The sequence below is a fragment of the Gilliamella sp. Pas-s27 genome (assembly GCF_009795865.1).
Taxonomy (GTDB): domain Bacteria; phylum Pseudomonadota; class Gammaproteobacteria; order Enterobacterales; family Orbaceae; genus Gilliamella.
This window is the reverse complement of the sequence record NZ_WTEW01000002.1, coordinates 68,137-87,597: the sequence shown is the minus strand read 5'-3', so window position 1 is coordinate 87,597 and position 19,461 is coordinate 68,137. Positions and strand designations below refer to the sequence as shown.

At 36.3% G+C, this 19,461-nt stretch carries 21 protein-coding genes and 1 CRISPR repeat array; of the genes, 12 read left to right on the top strand and 9 right to left on the bottom strand.

Annotation, left to right across the window (positions count from 1 at the left end; translation table 11 throughout):
• Positions 1-645: 645 nt before the first annotated feature.
• On the top strand, positions 646-2,205 hold the full coding sequence (locus GQ589_RS01565) for a hypothetical protein (RefSeq protein WP_160424121.1): 1,560 nt from the start codon (positions 646-648) through the stop codon (positions 2,203-2,205).
• Positions 2,206-2,435: 230 nt separating this feature from the next.
• On the opposite strand, the gene purM is transcribed toward GQ589_RS01565, so the two are convergent.
• The 6 genes from purM to rsmE form a co-directional block, all read right to left on the bottom strand.
• On the bottom strand, positions 2,436-3,473 hold the full coding sequence (purM, locus tag GQ589_RS01560; protein WP_160424120.1) for a phosphoribosylformylglycinamidine cyclo-ligase: 1,038 nt from the start codon (positions 3,471-3,473) through the stop codon (positions 2,436-2,438).
• A 96-nt stretch (positions 3,474-3,569) separates the two neighbouring features.
• Positions 3,570-3,983 carry a Holliday junction resolvase RuvX gene (gene ruvX, locus GQ589_RS01555; protein WP_160412045.1) on the bottom strand — a complete coding sequence of 138 codons (414 nt, stop codon included), beginning with the start codon at positions 3,981-3,983 and terminating at the stop codon, positions 3,570-3,572.
• A gap of 3 nt (positions 3,984-3,986) precedes the next feature.
• Positions 3,987-4,544 (bottom strand): YqgE/AlgH family protein, encoded by a 558-nt coding sequence (locus tag GQ589_RS01550; protein ID WP_160401251.1) that lies wholly within the window; start codon positions 4,542-4,544, stop codon positions 3,987-3,989.
• 21 nt (positions 4,545-4,565) lie between these two features.
• Complete coding sequence (locus GQ589_RS01545; protein WP_160401250.1) at positions 4,566-5,018, bottom strand: GNAT family N-acetyltransferase; 453 nt, start codon at positions 5,016-5,018, stop codon at positions 4,566-4,568.
• A gap of 3 nt (positions 5,019-5,021) precedes the next feature.
• A complete protein-coding gene (gene gshB, locus GQ589_RS01540) occupies positions 5,022-5,978 on the bottom strand; it encodes a glutathione synthase (RefSeq protein ID WP_160424118.1) in 957 nt (318 codons plus the stop codon).
• Positions 5,979-6,175: 197 nt separating this feature from the next.
• Positions 6,176-6,901, bottom strand: a complete 726-nt coding sequence (gene rsmE, locus GQ589_RS01535) for a 16S rRNA (uracil(1498)-N(3))-methyltransferase (RefSeq protein ID WP_160424116.1) — start codon at positions 6,899-6,901, stop codon at positions 6,176-6,178.
• A 96-nt stretch (positions 6,902-6,997) separates the two neighbouring features.
• On the opposite strand from rsmE, the gene folB reads away from it, so the two are divergent.
• From folB to GQ589_RS01515, 4 genes are all read left to right on the top strand, one after another.
• Positions 6,998-7,366, top strand: a complete 369-nt coding sequence (gene folB / locus GQ589_RS01530) for a dihydroneopterin aldolase (RefSeq protein WP_160401282.1) — start codon at positions 6,998-7,000, stop codon at positions 7,364-7,366.
• 18 nt (positions 7,367-7,384) lie between these two features.
• Entirely contained in the window at positions 7,385-8,362 is a 978-nt protein-coding gene (locus GQ589_RS01525; RefSeq protein WP_160424114.1) for an MBL fold metallo-hydrolase, read from the top strand.
• 68 nt (positions 8,363-8,430) lie between these two features.
• On the top strand, positions 8,431-8,637 hold the full coding sequence (locus GQ589_RS01520; RefSeq protein WP_160401246.1) for a hypothetical protein: 207 nt from the start codon (positions 8,431-8,433) through the stop codon (positions 8,635-8,637).
• A gap of 1 nt (position 8,638) precedes the next feature.
• Entirely contained in the window at positions 8,639-9,067 is a 429-nt protein-coding gene (locus GQ589_RS01515) for an EamA family transporter (protein ID WP_160401245.1), read from the top strand.
• Positions 9,068-9,099: 32 nt separating this feature from the next.
• Here the strand turns inward: GQ589_RS01515 and moeA are convergent, their stop codons facing one another.
• The 3 genes from moeA to rsmI form a co-directional block, all read right to left on the bottom strand.
• On the bottom strand, positions 9,100-10,326 hold the full coding sequence (gene moeA / locus GQ589_RS01510) for a molybdopterin molybdotransferase MoeA (protein WP_160424112.1): 1,227 nt from the start codon (positions 10,324-10,326) through the stop codon (positions 9,100-9,102).
• Between the two features lie 128 nt (positions 10,327-10,454).
• Entirely contained in the window at positions 10,455-11,546 is a 1,092-nt protein-coding gene (ychF, locus tag GQ589_RS01505; RefSeq protein WP_160424109.1) for a redox-regulated ATPase YchF, read from the bottom strand.
• Positions 11,547-11,697: 151 nt separating this feature from the next.
• Positions 11,698-12,525: a 16S rRNA (cytidine(1402)-2'-O)-methyltransferase gene (gene rsmI / locus GQ589_RS01500; protein ID WP_160424107.1), complete on the bottom strand. Its 828-nt coding sequence runs from the start codon at positions 12,523-12,525 to the stop codon at positions 11,698-11,700.
• Positions 12,526-12,991: 466 nt separating this feature from the next.
• Here rsmI and GQ589_RS01495 point away from each other — a divergent pair, with 466 nt between their 5' ends.
• From GQ589_RS01495 to GQ589_RS01465, 7 genes are all read left to right on the top strand, one after another.
• The gene (locus GQ589_RS01495) at positions 12,992-14,014 is read left to right on the top strand and encodes a peptidoglycan DD-metalloendopeptidase family protein (protein WP_160424105.1); all 1,023 of its coding nucleotides are present in this window, start codon (positions 12,992-12,994) and stop codon (positions 14,012-14,014) included.
• Between the two features lie 118 nt (positions 14,015-14,132).
• The gene (gene gpmA, locus GQ589_RS01490; protein ID WP_091123425.1) at positions 14,133-14,885 is read left to right on the top strand and encodes a 2,3-diphosphoglycerate-dependent phosphoglycerate mutase; all 753 of its coding nucleotides are present in this window, start codon (positions 14,133-14,135) and stop codon (positions 14,883-14,885) included.
• A 117-nt stretch (positions 14,886-15,002) separates the two neighbouring features.
• A complete protein-coding gene (locus tag GQ589_RS01485) occupies positions 15,003-15,581 on the top strand; it encodes a thymidine kinase (protein ID WP_160412039.1) in 579 nt (192 codons plus the stop codon).
• Between the two features lie 187 nt (positions 15,582-15,768).
• Positions 15,769-16,977: an aldose 1-epimerase family protein gene (locus GQ589_RS01480; protein WP_160412038.1), complete on the top strand. Its 1,209-nt coding sequence runs from the start codon at positions 15,769-15,771 to the stop codon at positions 16,975-16,977.
• Between the two features lie 279 nt (positions 16,978-17,256).
• Entirely contained in the window at positions 17,257-17,850 is a 594-nt protein-coding gene (locus tag GQ589_RS01475; RefSeq protein ID WP_160424103.1) for a UbiX family flavin prenyltransferase, read from the top strand.
• Between the two features lie 18 nt (positions 17,851-17,868).
• Positions 17,869-18,306 carry a pyridoxamine 5'-phosphate oxidase family protein gene (locus GQ589_RS01470; protein ID WP_370519405.1) on the top strand — a complete coding sequence of 146 codons (438 nt, stop codon included), beginning with the start codon at positions 17,869-17,871 and terminating at the stop codon, positions 18,304-18,306.
• A gap of 195 nt (positions 18,307-18,501) precedes the next feature.
• Positions 18,502-18,769: a CRISPR direct-repeat array (repeat unit 28 nt; unit sequence CTTTAACGCCGTGTAGGTGGTTTAGAAA).
• A 335-nt stretch (positions 18,770-19,104) separates the two neighbouring features.
• Complete coding sequence (locus GQ589_RS01465; protein ID WP_160412065.1) at positions 19,105-19,431, top strand: Grx4 family monothiol glutaredoxin; 327 nt, start codon at positions 19,105-19,107, stop codon at positions 19,429-19,431.
• Positions 19,432-19,461 lie beyond the last annotated feature (30 nt).

Below are 19,461 nucleotides of genomic sequence, written 5' to 3'. Positions count from 1 at the left end.
TAAATTTGTATTATTGTATCAGAAACCAATATAACTTTTTGTTATTTTTATGTTAAATTTTTTATTATCACTTTTTTTAATAAAAATTTTGATAACAAGTAAAATCAATAGATTTAAACTGCAGATATTACTTATGTTGTTTATACTCATTTGAGTAATTACTCTAATAAAAAATAACACTATCTGCCGACATCAAACATCTTTTGGAACATTTTATTTATAACACCTAAAAACCTCGTAAAATAATAGTTAACAAAACTTCTACACATATAAAATATGAAAACAAGTGTGTAATTTTTTATGTAAGCGGTATACTAATTATGGACATTTGTAAAACTTTTTATTTTTTAGATTATGTTTCTGTAAAAATATTTAGAGTCGATATCATTTAGCTTTTCATAAAGCCAATCATCATCAAAAAACATTGCACAATATAACACAAAAAAAACGACTTCTTAAAATATCCCAAAGGCAACTTTATCTTTGATAACTTAACAAATCTTTACAAAATAGTAATAAAAAAACTAGCGAACTTATTTTAAGCAGTTTATAATTTAGACGTTTTTACACTATTTTGCTTATTAAATAAGCTGTTAATCATAAAACATAAACAAAACAAAAAATTTACTTGACAGGTGTGATTTTATGCATTTTCATATTAGCAACAAGCACTGGCAGCCCTATGCTCTAACTCTTCTTGATTTTAATTATCGTCGAAACCGAAAACATTTACTAACCTTATCTTTATCACCGAACTTAGCGAATTGGCTAAAATTTTCGCTGAGACTCAAATTTTTATCAAAATCACCTTGGTACATTGCTCCATTGTTATTATTACCGTATTCTCTCAGTTCTCAGGCACTATCGGCACAAACTTCAAGAGTTATTCAAGGAACAGCGCCATATTTAACGTTTGATGGTGGAACCACTAAGGCAATGAGCGTTGAAGGGCTATTGGGCATAAAATTGCCACATGGCAGTTATATACCATCGGGTGTAAATAGTGTACTTTATCCTAACGCAACAGTAGATACATCAAGCATAAATAATCCAATAGAGATGCCTAATGCCACAGACTCTTTTGCAGATATTCAAACCATGGTACCAGTAGCAAGTTATCCTGAAATTTTGTTAACTAACTTGGTTAATCCACCGTATAACTATGGGCGAGATGATGATGGTGATGGAGATATTAATGCAACGGGCAACTTAATTATTAAATGGCAAGATAAAAACGGTAAAGATATTACGGGAGATGTGAAAGCTAATCCAAGCAGACAATTAAATATTTGTGATGCACCTTATAAATTAACATTAACAGCAACTGAAGCTGAGTTATGGACAGCGTATGGAGTACCTAGAAAAAATCGATTTTCTGGGGCTAGTCACTCATATTATATTAAACCACATATCGATATACCTTCCGTGTGTTATGCTCAACCTAAGTTAGCTAATGGTACGGGTGAATACGCAGGTCCAAAGGAACAGTGGGATCAAGATTATGGATTTAAAGTACAAAGTCTTAGTGATGCATCAAAGAATTTCCCCACAACTGGAGCAAATAATTTATATTTTAAATTAATACTCACAGGTATGACAGCAAGGCAAATGATTGCTATTAATGGTAATATGGTACAGCCGGTATTAGGTACGGGGATTAAACTATCATTAACTGCTGAAAATAAGAACACTGTTCGGGTAACCTTAAAAGGACCAACAAAGGATTCTATTAATAAAACGTTTAACCCAGCAAAATTTGAACTTTATCGTGATACGGCAGGAAATTTGTTATATCAATTTAAAATAGATCGTTGGTTTATCGTAAAACCAGGGGATACAGGTCAGAATTACGATAATGCAGTTTCGTTTTGTGAAAATCTTTCCTCACCACAAACGTATTTTGTTCCTGCAGCACAAGATTATACAAATGCAAATGGTTCTGGTTGGAATTTTGGGGTGCCAGGACAAGGAAATACGTATCAACGCAGAATTAGTTATCGGAGTACTTCTCGATGGGTTGGAGGGTTGTTTAATGAATGGGGAATTATTTATAATTATCGTGATGCGGGTTGGGATTCTGGTGACTATTGGGTAACTGATGTTTCTAAAGAAGGTAGAAGATATAATGTTTTCGCTCTATTCGGTGATGTAGATGTTGAATTTTGGAAGCGAAATACTGATAGGGTTGCTTGTGTTGCTCAGTAAACGTAATAGTTTTATTTATCACTAGAATAAATAAATTTTCATGGTTTAACTCATTTGCTGAACAATACATAAGTTTAATAGATATTAGCTAATCTTTTGATAATGTTGTAAAAATTTTATAAAATAAACATAAACATTGAGTAACTGTTAGATTAAGTTTAGCCTAATAAAAAAGTAGCATATTATCCATCTAATTCATTATGTTAAGATGGATAATATGAAAATAAAATTTATTTTATTACAACACGCTCGCTTGACGTGGTGTGTTTAATTTCACCTAATAACCATGCTTTTTCGCCATGGTTATTTAGCAAGTTAATTGCTTTATCGGCTGACTGTTTTGGTAAGGCAACAATTAAGCCAACACCACAGTTAAAGGTCCGGTACATTTCATGACGGCTGACATTACCTGCTTTTTGTAGCCAATTAAATATCTCAAGCCATTGCCAGCTTGCTTCGTTAATCACGGCTTGTGTATTATCGGGTAATACACGAGGGATGTTTTCCCAGAATCCACCACCAGTGATATGGGCAATGGCGTGCACATCAACTTGAGCAATAAGGTCAAGAATAGACTTAACATAGATCTTAGTTGGTGCAAGTAAGTGATCGGCAAGTGGTTTTCCATTTAATTGTTCGGTAGCCGGGTTTACGCCACTGACTTCAATAATTTTACGCACTAATGAATAGCCATTCGAATGAGCACCACTTGATGCTAATGCAATTAATACATCGCCATCTTGCACCTTGCTACCGTCGATCATGGCTGACTTTTCAACAACACCCACGCAAAATCCTGCCAAATCATAATCATTACCATGATACATACCCGGCATTTCAGCTGTTTCACCACCCACTAAAGCACAGCCTGATTGCTTACAACCCTCAGCAATGCCTGTAACTACGGTAGCGGCAACATCAACATCAAGTTTACCAGTAGCATAATAATCAAGGAAAAATAAAGGTTCAGCGCCTTGAACAATCAGATCGTTAACACACATTGCGACTAAATCGATACCAATTGATTCATGGCGATTTAAATCCATTGCTAGACGTAATTTGGTACCTACACCGTCGGTACCAGATACTAAAATAGGCTCTTTATATTTTTGTGGAATAGCACATAGTGCACCAAAGCCACCCAGTCCACCCATAACTTCAGGTCGTTTGGTTTCTTTAACGACAGATTTAATGCGATTAACAAGTTCATTGCCGGCATCAATATCGACACCAGCGTCCTTATAACTGAGAGATTTATTATTTGACACAGCAAGCAATCCTTACAATAAATAGTGGGCTACTATTTTAGCAAGGATGAAATTTAATGGCGATTAATTATTTACAAAATAACCAATTAATTAAAACTAGTAATTATTTTCAAACCAGCTTTCCAAAATAATAATGGCAGAAGTTGCATCAACATGTCCCTTTTCAAGTGCTCGATAACCTCGTGAAGCAAAAATATGTGATTTTGCTTCAACGGTTGATAATCTCTCATCTTGCAAATGTACTTGATAACCAAATCTGCCATGTAAACGATTAGCAAATTTACGAGCTCGCGCGGTTAAGGGTTGCTCGGTGCCATCCATATTTAGGGGAAGCCCAACGACTAAAAAATCAGGTTTCCACTCATTTAACACCTTTTCGATGGTTTGCCAGTTAGGAATACCATCACGCGCTTTAAAAGAACATAAAGGATTAGCTGTTTTAGTTATATCTTGCCCAATTGCTGCGCCAATACTTGCCGTACCAAAATCAAATGCAATAATTGTAGCCATCGATTATGCATTGCCCATTTGATGTGAAATAGTTTTGATATTAATACCAAGTGATTCGGCTGCCTTTTGCCAACGCTCATCAATGGCTACCTCATAAATAATTTTAGGCACAGCATGAGTCACTAACCAATCATTACGGGCAATTTCACCCTCAAGTTGCAATGATTGCCAGCTTGAATAACCTAAAGACAAAAAGATATTTTGCGGTTGTTCAGGTGAGCCGATTGATTTGAGTGCATCGAGCGACGTGGTAATCATCACCTCGTCAGAAATCTGAATGCTAGAAGCAAATCCTTGTTGAGGAGTGTGTAGAATAAACCCTTGCTCCTCTGCAAGTGGGCCGCCACAAAATACGGGATGTTCTAATTCAGCACAACTTTTTGGTGAAGTAATTTCCAATCGTGTAAGCACCGTTGCAACATTAAGATCAACAATCGGTTTATTAATCATAATGCCCATGGCGCCATCACGATTGTGTTCACAAATATAAATAACAGAACGACTAAAGAAGGAGTCATCCAAAGTTGGCATAGCAATAATAAAATGATCTTTTAAATTCATAAGCTCACATTTAGGTAACTTTTATAATGCGCATTTGCCAATTTTAACGTTATGTTCAACATTACAGCGCATTAATAATTCTGGTTCGTTGGTTTCTTCATTGATTGATTCTGAAACAATATTAAAATTTTGAGAAAGATAAAAATCAATCGCTGCAGCATTTTTTTTATAAACATGTACTAACAGTTCATTATGGCGCTGTTTTGCTTTATTGACTAATGCTTTACCGACGCCTTGGTGGCGGTAATTTTGATCAACAAATAGCCCTGAAATATAGTTTTCAGTTAAACCAATAAAACCTTTTACGCCGTTAAGATCTTGTACATATAACCTAGACATTGGAATTAGCATTTTTACCAAATCATAATTTTGTTTAAAAAAATCAGGGTTAATAAAATCATGCGCTTGCAAATTACCTTGCAACCATATTTCCATTACGCTGTCTAAATCTTCTGCTTTATATTCTCTAATCATGATTTAACTCTTCTTATTTAATCGATATTCGATTGCATTCATTAACATGCCAGTGATTGAAAGATCGGGATTGGCAGCTTCAATTTCACGGACACAAGTTGGACTAGTGACATTAATTTCGGTTAATTTATCACCAATAATATCAAGTCCTACAAACAGTAAGCCCTTTTCTTTTAAAACAGGGGCGATGCTTTTAGCTATATACCAATCACTTTCGCTTAATGCTCTTACTTCACCATGGCCGCCAACAGCAAGGTTACCGCGAGTTTCGCCTTTTTGTGGAATTCGAGCTAAACAGTAAGGAACGGGTTCACCATCAACCACTAAAACGCGCTTATCGCCGTCTTTAATCTCTGGAATGAAGTTTTGAGCCATGCAATAACGTGTATTATGTTCGGTTAATGTTTCAATAATGACCGAAACATTAGGATCATCTTGTTTGATCCTAAAAATTGACGACCCCCCCATACCATCCAATGGTTTTAAAATGATATCGTGATGTTTTTGGAAAAATGCTTTAATTTGTGTTGTTTGGCGTGTAACTAGTGTCTTCGGAGTAAACTGTGCAAACCAAGCAGTAAACAATTTTTCGTTACAATCGCGCAGGCTTTGTGGTTTATTGACCACTAATACACCTTTTTCTTCGGCGCGTTCTAAAATATAAGTGGCATAAATAAACTCAGTATCAAAAGGCGGATCTTTACGCATTAAAATTGTATCAAGGTCACTGAGTGCAATGGTTTGTTCTTGCCCAAACTCAAACCAATGATCCTTATCGTTATAAACGGTCAAAGCACGAGTTGTGGCATAAGCTTCGCCTGTGTATAAAAAAAGATCGTTCATTTCAATATAAAAAAGCTCATAACCGCGTTTTTGTGCCTCAAGCAACATAGCAAAACTAGTGTCTTTTTTTATATTGATATGACTAATTGGATCCATAACAATACCAAGCTTAATCATAGTGACTCCTTACTGATTCTTTTGGTTTTAGCGAATAGTCGATTGATAATATGTATTACTTTATATGTGTTCATTGGGGTATTTTGAACATATAACAGCTAGTGTGCTAAATCATTATAAAAAATGTATTTTCAACTATCATACTCGTTACCGATTAAGATTCAAAGCAAACATTGCTCATATCGAGTTAATTTATATTATCCCAAATCACCAAAATGCACTTGCAAAGCGGTTATCGCGGTTAATGCTGCTGTTTCGGTGCGTAAAACACGCGGGCCGAGCAAAATATCGGTAAATTGATAGCGATGAGTCATATTAATTTCACTGTCTGATAATCCACCTTCTGGGCCAATCAATAAGCTAATATCCTGTTTACCACTAGGTATCTGCTTAATACCAAGCTTTGCTTTGGGGTGAAGATTTAAGCGTAGTTGCGTTGTTAAACTTGTGCACCAAGTTTCAAGTTTGGTTACAGGATGAATGATAGGCATGACATTACGACCACATTGCTCACAAGCTGAAATCACGATCTTTTGCCATTGTTGAACTTTTTTATCTAGTCTTTCGGCATCAAGTTTCACACCACAACGTTCAGAAAGTAGGGGGGTAATACTTTTTACACCTAATTCAACTGATTTTTGAATTGTAAATTCCATTTTCTCACCACGAGAAATAACTTGCCCTAAATGAATGTTTAAAGGTGATTCACGGTCATCAGTTATTGTCAAAGCTGTTTTCACCGTGACTGATTTTTTATTAACTTCATGGATAACGGCAGGTGTGATTTGATTCGAACCATCAAATAAAATAATATTTTCGCCAACCTTCATCCGCAAAACGCGAACAAGATGATTAAAGGCGTTATCATCTAACGTAATAATACTATTTTGGGTAATTGTAAATGGTTGAAAAATTCGTGTCATAATTGCTAGTCTTAAAATATATTGCAATAAATTATAGCGTAATTTACTAAGATTCGGTAATCTCTATTTAAATAAACTAAGCTTTTGGAATCTAGCATGAATACATATAGTAACGATAGGGTAATAATTGAAGGGTTAACTGTTTTAACCACTATAGGTGTTTACGAGTGGGAAAAGACCATCAAACAAAAACTCATACTCGACCTAGAAATGGCATGGGACAATAAACCAGCAGGTGAAAGCGATAATGTTTCACTTTGTTTAGATTATTTTCTAGTTAGCCAAGCTATCACTCAATTTATTGAATCAAACCAATTTGAATTGATAGAATCGGTAGCTGAAAACGTTGCCAAATTAATCATACAAAAATTTGCGGTACAATGGCTAAAAGTCAAAGTTTCTAAACCGAGCGCAATTGTTAATGCTAATAATGTTGCTGTGATGATTGAACGATTTGCTAATTAGCCCAAAAGATATGAAGTTATGAAAACAAAAACGCAACGCAAAACGCGCCGTTTTAAAAACAGTGAACCTTTTAAAATTAAGCTATTTGATGCATGGCGATGGCATCGTCATCGTAAAGTATTACCACCTAAAACAGGCTACTTAGCTTTTAATCAAACTTGGTTTGAAAAAATTGATTTAACGTTGGCGGGAGATAGAGTATGGTGGATAGGTCATTCAACCACATTAATGCGTTTAGCAGATAAAATGATCTTAACCGATCCCGTGTTTTCAAAACGAGTATCACCAGTTCAGTTTGTTGGTCCAAAACGTCGTACGCCACCTGCTTTATTGATTGAACAACTCCCTCAAATTGATTTTATCGTGATTTCGCACTCTCATTATGATCATCTTGATTATCAGAGTATTAAAAAATTAATTACACGTTTTCCCAACATGGTCATTATGGTGCCATTAGGATTAAAGCGTAAATTAGAAAAGTGGGGAGCCAAGCAGGTTATTGAACTCAATTGGTGGGATTTTGTTACTATTAACGGTATCAGGTTTACAGCTGTACCTGCACGGCATTGGAGTAATCGAGGAATATTTGACACCAACAAAAGTCTCTGGTGTGGTTGGATTATTCAATCAAAAGTAACGGATGAAGAACAAACTAAAACCATCTATTTTATGGGGGATACAGGCTATTCATCAAGTTTAAAAGAAATTGGTGAACGTTTTTCAAGTATTGATTTAGCCTTGATTCCAATCGGTGCTTACGCACCACGCTGGTTTATGCACCTTCAACATATTGACCCCAAACAAGCTGTGCAGTTATATGATGAACTTAGTTGTCATTGCGCAATAGCTATTCATTGGGGAGCATTTGAGCTAGCGGATGAACCACTAGATGAACCTCCGCAATTATTAAATTCCTACAAAGGCAATCGTCCTTTTCATCTAATAAAAATAGGCGGTAACCAAGCTATTAATCGTATTGATTCTGGAGTAGAATAATCTAAATAAAAACAAACGTAATACCGTTAATTATTTCGATGTATTTGCAAAAAAGAGAGGGGGAATAAATGAAATCAGCCATTATTGGGTTGTCTTGCTTAATGTTTAGCGTGATATTAGTCGGATGTGGCGGTAAAAACGACGAAGGTAAAACTTATCATTGGTCAAAAGCCCACGGCGTTTTAGAAGATTGTCGTGGTGTAATGAATAAATCACAACAATGTGAAGCTAATTCAAATAATCAACAATATCTAATCAAAATAGACAAGTATTAACATGAGTACTTGGCTTATTTATGCGCTACTTTCCGCTATTACTGCTGCAAGTGTTGCTATCTTAGGAAAAATTGGCTTACAACATCTTGATGCAAACACTGCAACAGCCATTCGTGCTATTGTTATGGCCATTTTTTTAGTTGGTGTTGTGGTTGTTCAAGGTAAGCTCAACCTTATTAGTACCTTTTTTAACGACAAAAAAGCTTTACTCATTATTGCGCTTAGTGGTATTGCTGGTGCGCTCTCTTGGTTATTTTACTTTATGGCAATTAAAGAAGGTAAAGTGTCACAAGTTGCGCCAATTGACAAATTAAGTGTTGTATTTGCGGTGGTGTTTGCTGTGGTTTTATTTGGTGAAAAGATCTCGTTATTAGCCGGAATTGGTGTTGCGATGATTGCGGCTGGTGCGATATTAGTTGCACTATTTTGATATTCAAAATAGTGCATTAGTCTAAATATAGGCTACTTTAATAGCGCATTAAATAGCTCAACAGTAACAAGTTCACCTTTAGCTACATTGCCTCGTTCTTGTTCAAGCACAATAAAACAGTTTGCTTGATTAAACGATTGAGTAATATGCGAACCTTGCTGTCCAGTTGTGCTCACTTCTAATTCGCCTTGAGTATTAATTTGCAACACACCACGTTGAAAGTCTAATCTACCTACGCTTTTTTTAAGATTTGTTGCTGTTTTAACTTTAAAGCTTAAATCCATGGATGAATCTTCAAGTCCTGAAAGCTCCAAAATCAAAGGCTGCACTAATTGGTAAAATGTCACCAAAGTTGAAACAGGATTGCCCGGCAAACCACAAAATAGCGCATTGCCAATTTTACCAAAGGCAAAAGGTTTGCCCGGTTTTATTGCCATCTTCCAAAAGTTGATTGTGCCCAGATCCTCTAAAGCGGTTTTGGTATAATCAGCGTCACCAACTGAAACTCCGCCACTGGTTATCACCAAGTCCGCTTGACTTGATGCACTCATCAACGCTTGTTTAATTTGGTTTGGATCATCAGCAATAATACCCAGATCAATAATTTCACAGTTAAGTTTGCTCAGTAATAATTTCAGCGTAAAGCGATTACTATCATAAATAGCACCATTGCAAGGTAAGCTTTCACCAATGGGTGTTAATTCATTCCCAGTTGATAAGATAGCGACTTTTAACTTTTTAAATACCACAAGTTTGCTCATGCCCAGTGTTGCCAGTGTCGATAGGGTTGGTACTGTTAATTTAGTCCCTTTGTTGACGATGATTGCACCTTGCTTAACATCTTCGCCTATACGGCGGATGTTATCGCCAGCTTTTACCTGATTCAAAAAAGCAATACCCAAATCTGATTTTTTGGTCTGCTCTTGCATAACAACTGCATCGGCATCATTGGGTACAGGAGCGCCTGTCATAATGCGTAAACAGGTTCCTTTTGGCCAATAAAGATTGCTTATATCATCGCCCGCAAAAATTGCACCTGCTAACGGTAATAAGGTTGATTGCTTAAGATCCGCTAATCGAACAGCATAACCATCCATCGCAGAATTATCGAATCGTGGCACATTAATCGGCGAAATCACATTCTCAGCAGTGATCCGATCTAGAGCATCAAATAACCTGACTTTTTCGTGAGACAGTGATTTTATGGTTGATATGCTTTGCAGTACTTGCTGTTTGGCTTGTTGAAAAGTGAGTAACATAAAAGTGAGCAGTCCTTGTGTATATCAATCCACTACAGATTAGCAGGTTTGACAAAAGTTGTAGATAAAGGTTAACGTCCTCTTTACCCACATAACAACGTCGCCAAGAGGCGACGTAAAATAATCAACTACACATTAAATAAGAAATTCATAATATCGCCATCTTGCACGACATAATCTTTACCTTCGGCACGCATTTTACCTGCTTCTTTAGCCCCTTGCTCACCACCGTATTTAATAAAATCATCAAAAGCGATGGTTTGTGCACGGATAAAGCCTTTTTCGAAGTCAGTATGGATCTTACCTGCCGCTTGCGGAGCCGTATCACCAACCGAAATTGTCCAAGCACGAACTTCTTTAACGCCAGCGGTAAAATAAGTTTGCAGATTAAGCAAACTATATCCAGCACGAATTACACGGTTTAAACCGGGTTCGGTTAAACCTAAATCTTGCATAAACTCATCACGATCATCGTCATCAAGTTCAGCAAGTTCAGCTTCAATTGCTGCACAAACTGGCACTACAACTGCCTTTTCTTGTTCTGCTATTGCTTTGACTTTATCTAAATAAGGATTATTTTCAAAACCATCTTCATTAACATTGGCAATGTACATAGTTGGTTTTAGTGTTAAAAAACTAAGGTATTTGATAGCTTCAAGTTCTTCTTTACTAAAATCTAATAAAAGTAGCTTTTTGCCTTGTTCAAGATGAGGTAAACATTTTTCAAGAATTTCCACCTCAAATTTAGCGTCTTTATCGCCACCTTTAGCGCGTTTTTGTTGGCGAGTGATTGCCCGTTCACAGGCTTCAAGATCGGCTAATGCTAGCTCGGTATTGATAATTTCGATATCTTCAGCCGGATCGATTTTACCCGCAACGTGGACGATGTTCTCGTTTTCAAAACAACGCACAACATGCCCAATGGCTTCGGTTTCACGAATGTTGGCTAAAAATTGATTACCAAGGCCTTCACCTTTTGATGCACCTTTAACAAGGCCTGCAATATCAACAAATTCCATCGTTGTTGGCAAAGTACGTTGTGGTTTGACAATTTTAGCCAGCTCATCTAAACGTGGATCGGGCATCGGCACAACCCCAGTATTTGGCTCGATAGTACAAAAAGGAAAGTTAGCTGCCTCAATGCCTGCTTTAGTTAGTGCGTTAAAAAGCGTTGACTTACCTACATTCGGTAATCCGACAATCCCACATTTAAATCCCATACTGTTTGTTACCTTTATCATAAAATGTTATAAAAATTGCGGGGGATTATATCAAATAACGCACTTAGTACCAATGATCTTGTTACTGATTTTACGTTGTTTCGTATTTTAACCGCAACGGCTTAATATCAACTTGGTAACTTTGCTAAAGTTATTCTTCTTGCACTAATCCAATTTGATAAAGCTGATTCTTTTTCAGTCCATGGATTTCAGCAGTAATAGCGGCCGCTTTTTTAAGAGGTAACTCTTTTTGCAATAATTTAAGGGTATTAATGGCTTTCTGATCAATGTCATTATCTGTTTTTACATGGCCTTCAACAATCAAAACAAATTCGCCTTTTTGCCGATTAGTATCTTCGTTTAGCCACGCAATTAGTTCGCTTATGGTAAAACTGACGATAGTTTCCCATGTTTTGGTGAGCTCTTTCGCCAAAACAATATGCTTATTTGCACCCAAAACGGCTTGCATATCTTGCAGCGTATCTAACAAACGATGAGTTGATTCATAAAAAATCATAGTCCGTGGCTCATCAATTAATCTAGTTAAACTATCTTGCCGTGCTTTGCTCTTAGCGGGTAAAAATCCTTCATAACTAAATTTATCAGAAGGCAATCCCGCGACCGACAATGCAGCAATAGCAGCACAAGCCCCCGGAATGGGAACGACTTGAATATTATTGTCACGACAAGCTTTAACCAAGTGATAACCAGGATCGTTAATTAATGGTGTACCGGCATCTGAAATTAAAGCAATAGACAAGCCCGATTTTAATTTTTCAATCAAAAGGTGAGACTTTTCTTGCTCATTATGATCATGCAAAGCAAACAGCTTTGCTTTAATGCCAAGATGTTGTAAAAGTAGACCGCTATGGCGAGTATCTTCTGCCGCAATAAGATCAACGCTTTTAAGTGTATTGATCGCTCTAAGCGTAATATCATCTAAGTTTCCGATTGGTGTTGCAACAATATATAAAGTCATTATTTTAAATCACATTAAATTTTTATAGAAATACGGTAAAGATACTGTACGAAAGCCTATTTTATTGTATATACTCATTACTTTCAAAATAAATTGGACCAGCTAGATTAAATAGCAAATCGTGGGTTAGCAAACTAACTCATTAATAATAACATTATTTGCATTTTATTTTTAATTAATAGCCAATTAATAATGGATTAATACAGATAAATAGATAACGGTATGACACCAAATTAGTATTATAATCATGGTTATTGAACACAAAAATAGAGTAATAACCTTAATAAACCAAGATGATAAACAAAAATAGCAGTCATAATCGGCAAATTCTTGATGAATTTGTTGCTTTAATCAATAAGTAATCCATATAATAACTTATTTGATAATAGCTTTTTGCTACAAAAACGCTAAAATGCTCTAATAAAAACGCTATTGAATACAAAATAGCTAAAAATAAAATTTACGAATGAAAGGTGTTGCTTTGAAAAAAATACTGACATTAAGTTGCTTAAGTTTGTTAATTGCCGCTTGTACACAAACCGAGCAGGCTGAAATTGAAGATATTTCTGGTGCAGGAGGGGCATCAACATCCTCAGTCTATACCAAACCACCTACGAATATTTCAACAGGTGGTAGTAGAACTTCTGCTACGCCTAGTACTTATAATCCACCTTCATCAAGACAGACAACGGCGGCAAATACAAATACAACTCACACTACTATTAGCAGTAATGGCACCGTAGTTAGTAACGAACGGATTGTTTACAACCGTAATTACGACGACATTCCCAAAGGGGGCTACAAAGGTGATACTTACACAGTTAAACGTGGGGATACATTATTTTACATTGCATGGGTAACAGGTAATGATTATCGCTCGTTAGCGGCTAAAAACAACATCAAAGAACCTTTTGCCGTAAATGTTGGGCAAGTGTTAGACGTGAGTGGTGGGACAGTTGTGGTAACGGAAAAAACTACAACAAGCGATACAACGGCAAGTAAAACAACTACCACTTCGGTAACGACAACAAATCCAAATCAACAACCAACAACGATCGAAACAACTGAAACTGTTACTGAACCATTAGATTCAGCTAACAGCGCACCAAGCGCAAGTTCATCAATGTCGAGAATTGCATGGCAATGGCCTGCTAAGGGTAAAATTATTGAAAAATTCTCTAATGTAAGCAAAGGTATTGATATATCAGGTTCACTTGGCAGTAAAGTCATGGCAGCAGCTAATGGACGAGTTGTTTATTCGGGCAATGCATTACCGGGATATGGAAATTTAATTATTATCAAACATAACGATGACTACTTAACCGCTTATGCGCACAACCAATCTATTTTAGTAAAAGAACAACAAGCCGTGCGTGCGGGTGAACAAATTGCCACGATGGGCGCAACGGGCTCATCGTCAGTTAGATTACACTTTGAAATTCGATACAAAGCAAAATCAGTCGATCCATTAAAATATTTACCAAAATAACAAACATTTTGCGTTAATTAATAACCGCAAAATCAAAGGCTGTGCAGGCAAGGACTAAGCATAGCCATAAAACAGAATATACTAAAAATTTAATCTACGTAACTAAGGAGTTATACTCATGGCAGTAAAAAAACTAGTGCTTATTCGACATGGCGAAAGTGTTTGGAACCAAGAAAACCGTTTTTGCGGTTGGACTGATGTTGATTTATCTGACAAAGGCAACCAAGAAGCCGCTGAAGCAGGTAAATTACTTAAACAAGAAGGTTTTGAATTTGATTATGCCTATACATCAGTATTAAAACGCGCAATTCACACATTATGGCACGTTTTGGACGAAGTCGACCAAGCATGGTTACCGGTTGAAAAAAGCTGGAAATTAAACGAACGTCATTATGGTGCATTGCAAGGATTAAACAAAGCTGAAACAGCGGCAAAATATGGTGATGATCAAGTAAAATTATGGCGTCGTGGCTTTGCAATTACGCCTCCTGCGCTTGAAAAATCAGATGAACGCTTCCCAGGTCACGATTCACGTTACAGCAAATTACCTGAATCAGAACTACCATTAACTGAAAGCTTAGCATTAACGATCAAACGAGTATTACCTTACTGGGAATCAACCATTGCTCCACGTGTAGCTAAAGGTGAACGTGTTATTATTGCCGCGCATGGTAACTCACTTCGTGCGTTAGTAAAACACCTAGACAACATTAGCGATGACGACATCATCGAACTTAACATCCCAACAGGTGTACCATTAGTGTATGAATTTGACGACAATATGAAAGTCATCAAACACTATTACCTAGGCAACGCAGATGAAATTGCAGCAAAACAAGCAGCAGTTGCAAACCAAGGTAAAGCAAAATAATTATTCCTTAAACAAACAAAAAGGTAGGTTGTTTAACTTACCTTTTTTATTATCTGCATAATAGCTGTTATTCACTGATTTTTATGTTTTATTTATTTTAATTTTGAGAGCGTTATTTTGTCTAAGATCTATTACATATATGGCGTAATGAATGCCGGTAAATCCACCGAACTACTACAAATTGACCACAACTACCTAAGTAACAACATGCAAACGTTACTGCTTAAATCGTCGGTTGATACGCGTGATTCGGCGGTTGAAATTGTCTCGCGCTTGGGGCTACGCAAAAAGGCGCTACAGCTTGACGATACAACGGTTGATGGCATCATTGAGCACATCAAACAAAGTAACTACGCTTGTATACTTATTGACGAAAGTCAATTCTTATCTCGTAACACTATCTGGAAACTATCCGATGTTTGTGATGAAAAAGGCGTGCCTATTATGTTTTTTGGTATCAAAACCGACTATATGGGGCATCTATTTGAAGGATCCAAAACACTGCTCGAAATTGCCGACAATTTTAGAGAGCTAAAAACCGTCTGTTGGTGTGGTAAAAAAGCTACCATGATCTTACTAGAAGGACAAGACGGAAAAATTGTAAAATTTGGTAACTCTATCCATCTAGGTGACAGTGAATACCACTCAGTATGTCGAAAACACTGGAAAGCAGGGCAAATAAGGCCTAAGAACTGACCTTGGAATATTTCACACTGACTCGAAGAAATGATATATTTTTATAATGTCCAATTAGTTGATGTTGAAAAAGTGTGAATAACTTCTCATTTTTATGATTTTCCTTTTGTTCATTCTTGTTATTTTATGCCATATTTACTGAAACGATTCAGTACTATTTTATTAACTATGAGAGATGAGGGAAATTATGAAAATCAAAACTATTTCATTAGCTGTAGTACTTAGTTTGATTAGTTATAATACCAATGCTAAAGAATTTGTATTAACAGATAACGAAAAGAATATTGCTAAAGGTAACTGGTCAATTTCCAATCAAAGCTTAGGGGTAAATGGTAATAAATTTACTATTCAAAATACCGTGCTAAAAGGTGGAAAACAAGATGGTACAGAACTTCTTACTATTTCTAGCGGTAATTTTACTATTAAATTAATTCCTACTAGAGGTTTAGGTATTTTATCTGTTGTTGGTGATGGTGTACGTATGGGTTGGGACTCGCCAGTAGATGAAGTCGTCAATCCTAAATATATTAATTTAGAAAGTCGAGGAGGAATAGGTTGGTTAGATGGTTTTAACGAAATGATGGTTCGTTGTGGTTTTGAATGGACAGGTCATGCGGCACGAGCTGATGGAATGATGTACACGCTTCATGGTCGAGCTCAAAATACTCCTGTATCTAAATTAATCGTTGATATTAGTGATAAATTACCGCATACCATTACTGTCAAAGGTCTAATCAAAGAAAATACTTTTAAAAAAAGTAATCTAGAAACTTGGGTATCTCTTAGTTATGTACCAGGAAGTAAAGAATTTACTGTTCATGATGTAGTCACTAATAAAGGTGATTATACTCGTGATTATCAAATCATCTATCATAGCAACTTTGGTACACCAATTCTTGAAGAAGGAGCTAAATTTGTAGCACCTGTTAAAGAAATTTCACCATTTAACGATTATGCAAAAGGTGGACTTAATACATGGCAAACTTATTTAGGCCCAACTAAAGGCTTTGATGAAATGGTATTTAATGTGTATCCTTTTGCCGATACCAATGGACAAACACAGGTAATGGTAACTAATAAAGCTGGTGATAAAGCAGCAGGTATTGCTTTTAACATCAATCAGCTTCCTGTTCTTTCATTGTGGAAAAATACCGATACTTTAAAACAAGGCTATGTCACCGGTTTAGAGCCAGGTACTAGTTTTGCTTATCCAATAACTATCGAACGTGAGCAAAAACGCGTGCGTCAGTTAGAGCCAGGACAAAGCACAGAGTTTACGCTAACTTATAGCTTATTATCTAATAAAGATGCTGTTACAAAATACTCAGAAAAGATTAAAGCTATTCAAAGAGATCAAGAAACCAAAGTTATTAATGAACCAATGGCTAAAGAATAAATCATTAAAAATGGCTACTAATCTCATAGTGGTAGCCATAAAAACAATCTAATAAACGAACTAGTTTTCCCCCTCCCTAATTGACGTATTGATAGTGTAATAACTTAGCTAGTAACCAGATACTACTTGATTCACTATTAATATATAGGTATAGTCATTCATTTCGTAACTAGCTTTCGTATCACTTATTTTTAAAGTATTATTTGATTTATTAACTAATTAAGATAGCGATTAACGACATTTATTACAATTCTATATTAATAAAATAATGAGACCAACATGACACAACAACGGATAGTGATTGGTATTAGTGGCGCAACAGGGTTTGTTTATGGAATAAAGGCCCTGACGCTTTTAAAGCCACTCAATATCCAAACTCATTTAGTGATCTCAAAAGCGGCGCACATCACACGTACTCACGAAGCACCAGACATAAGTTTAGCTCAAATAGAATCAATGGCAGACAAAGTATACTCTGTTAACAACATTGGTGCCGCCATTGCAAGTGGCTCATTTAAAACCATAGGTATGCTGATCGCTCCTTGCTCAATGCGCACGCTCGCCGCCATAGCGCAAGGGCTATCTGATAATTTACTTACTCGTGCTGCCGATGTTGTATTAAAAGAGCGTCGTCGTTTAGTGCTAATGGTGCGCGAATCGCCATTAAATTTAGCACATCTAAAAAATATGGAGGCAGTCACCCTTATGGGCGGTATTATTTGCCCCCCCGTGCCTGCGCTATATCAGCATATTAATAGTATTGATGACATCATTACCCACAGCGTAGCTAGAGCTCTTGACTTATTTGGTCTTGATATTCCAACACTACCACGCTGGGGCGAAGACCGGCACCTAAATCACAAACCCGAATGACTAACACAACCTTAACCTATGCAAGTCGATCCTAAAATTATTAAGTTTATCAAAAAGCATCATGTGCTAACACTCAGCGTTATTTTGCCCGACAACACACCATGGGCATGTAATACTTTTTATGTATTTGATGAACAGCCAATGCATTTATATTTCCTTTCTGAACTAAAAACCCAACACGCTAAAGCTATGCTAATACAACCCCAAGTGGCAGGAACCATTAGCGTTACCCCCAAAACTATTGCACAAATCCAAGGCATCCAATTTCAAGCTAAAGCAACTCAATTACAAAATGAACAAGCCAAGCAAGCCTATGGACAATATTATCGAGCGTTTCCTTTTGCAAGGGTTATCAAAGCACCAATTTGGGAATTAGAACTACAAAGCATAAAAATGACCAACAACTTATTAGGATTTGCTAATAAAACGCATTGGGTAAAACAACAAGACACATAAAACAAAAAAACTATTGTCTGCCTTCAAAAGTTTTTTAGGCATTTTTTTGAATACAGAACCCTACAAACCCTTTTTTTACTTTAATTTAAAATTAAATAAAATCAATCTATTAAAAAATAGTTTAAAAAAAGGGTTTTCAAAGCCAAAATTGTTGTTTATCTTTGTATAGCAAGATTTATCGAATCTTAAGTTCTACTTTAACGCCGTGTAGGTGGTTTAGAAAATTCAATTAATAACTACGATGATCGCCAAGGACTTTAACGCCGTGTAGGTGGTTTAGAAAATTCATCCGTTCGCTGTTCCATTATCAGCCTCCTTTAACGCCGTGTAGGTGGTTTAGAAATCTTTTATGTCATTTTTAATATTTTTAGAATCCTTTAACGCCGTGTAGGTGGTTTAGAAATACACGACATTAAAGGTCAATAAAATTTTTAACTTTAACGCCGTGTGGTGGTAATAAAAAATAAAATAAATCAGTTAATTATAAAAAATAATCTCAAAAAATAATTGGCTATTTTGAATCCCCAAAGTCCAAACATCCCAAGCCACCGCACCTAATCCATTCTATTCACTGCCAAAAAAGGTATTATTTTTTACAAAAAAACGGTCAGGAAAGGTATTGATTTTATTGAAGTTTTTGTTGGTGATTTTTAACGCTAAAATCCCCCCAATAATCTGCTCTAAAAACCTCCACTAAGCGGCTATGATTCAAGATAGCATTAGTCACAATCCTAATTCTACGTTAAAATAACTAGCGTTATTACGCTAAATTACCAAGGAAATCGCATGACAACTGAAATGACAACACTCGACAAAATCAAAAAACAAATTGCCGATAACCCAATTATTTTATATATGAAAGGTTCGCCAAAATTGCCAAGTTGTGGCTTTTCGGCTCAGGCAGTGCAGGTTTTGTCGCAATGTGGTGAAGCGTTTGCTTATGTTGATATTTTGCAAAACCCTGATATTCGTGCCGAATTACCCAAATTTGCTGATTGGCCTACATTCCCACAATTGTGGGTTGAAGGCGAGCTTGTGGGAGGCTGTGATATTATGTTAGAAATGTTCCAAACTGGCGAACTGCAAACGCTCATTAAGCAAACGGCTGAAAAGCACAAGTCTTAATATCCAATCAATCAAGCGCGCCAGTTGAGC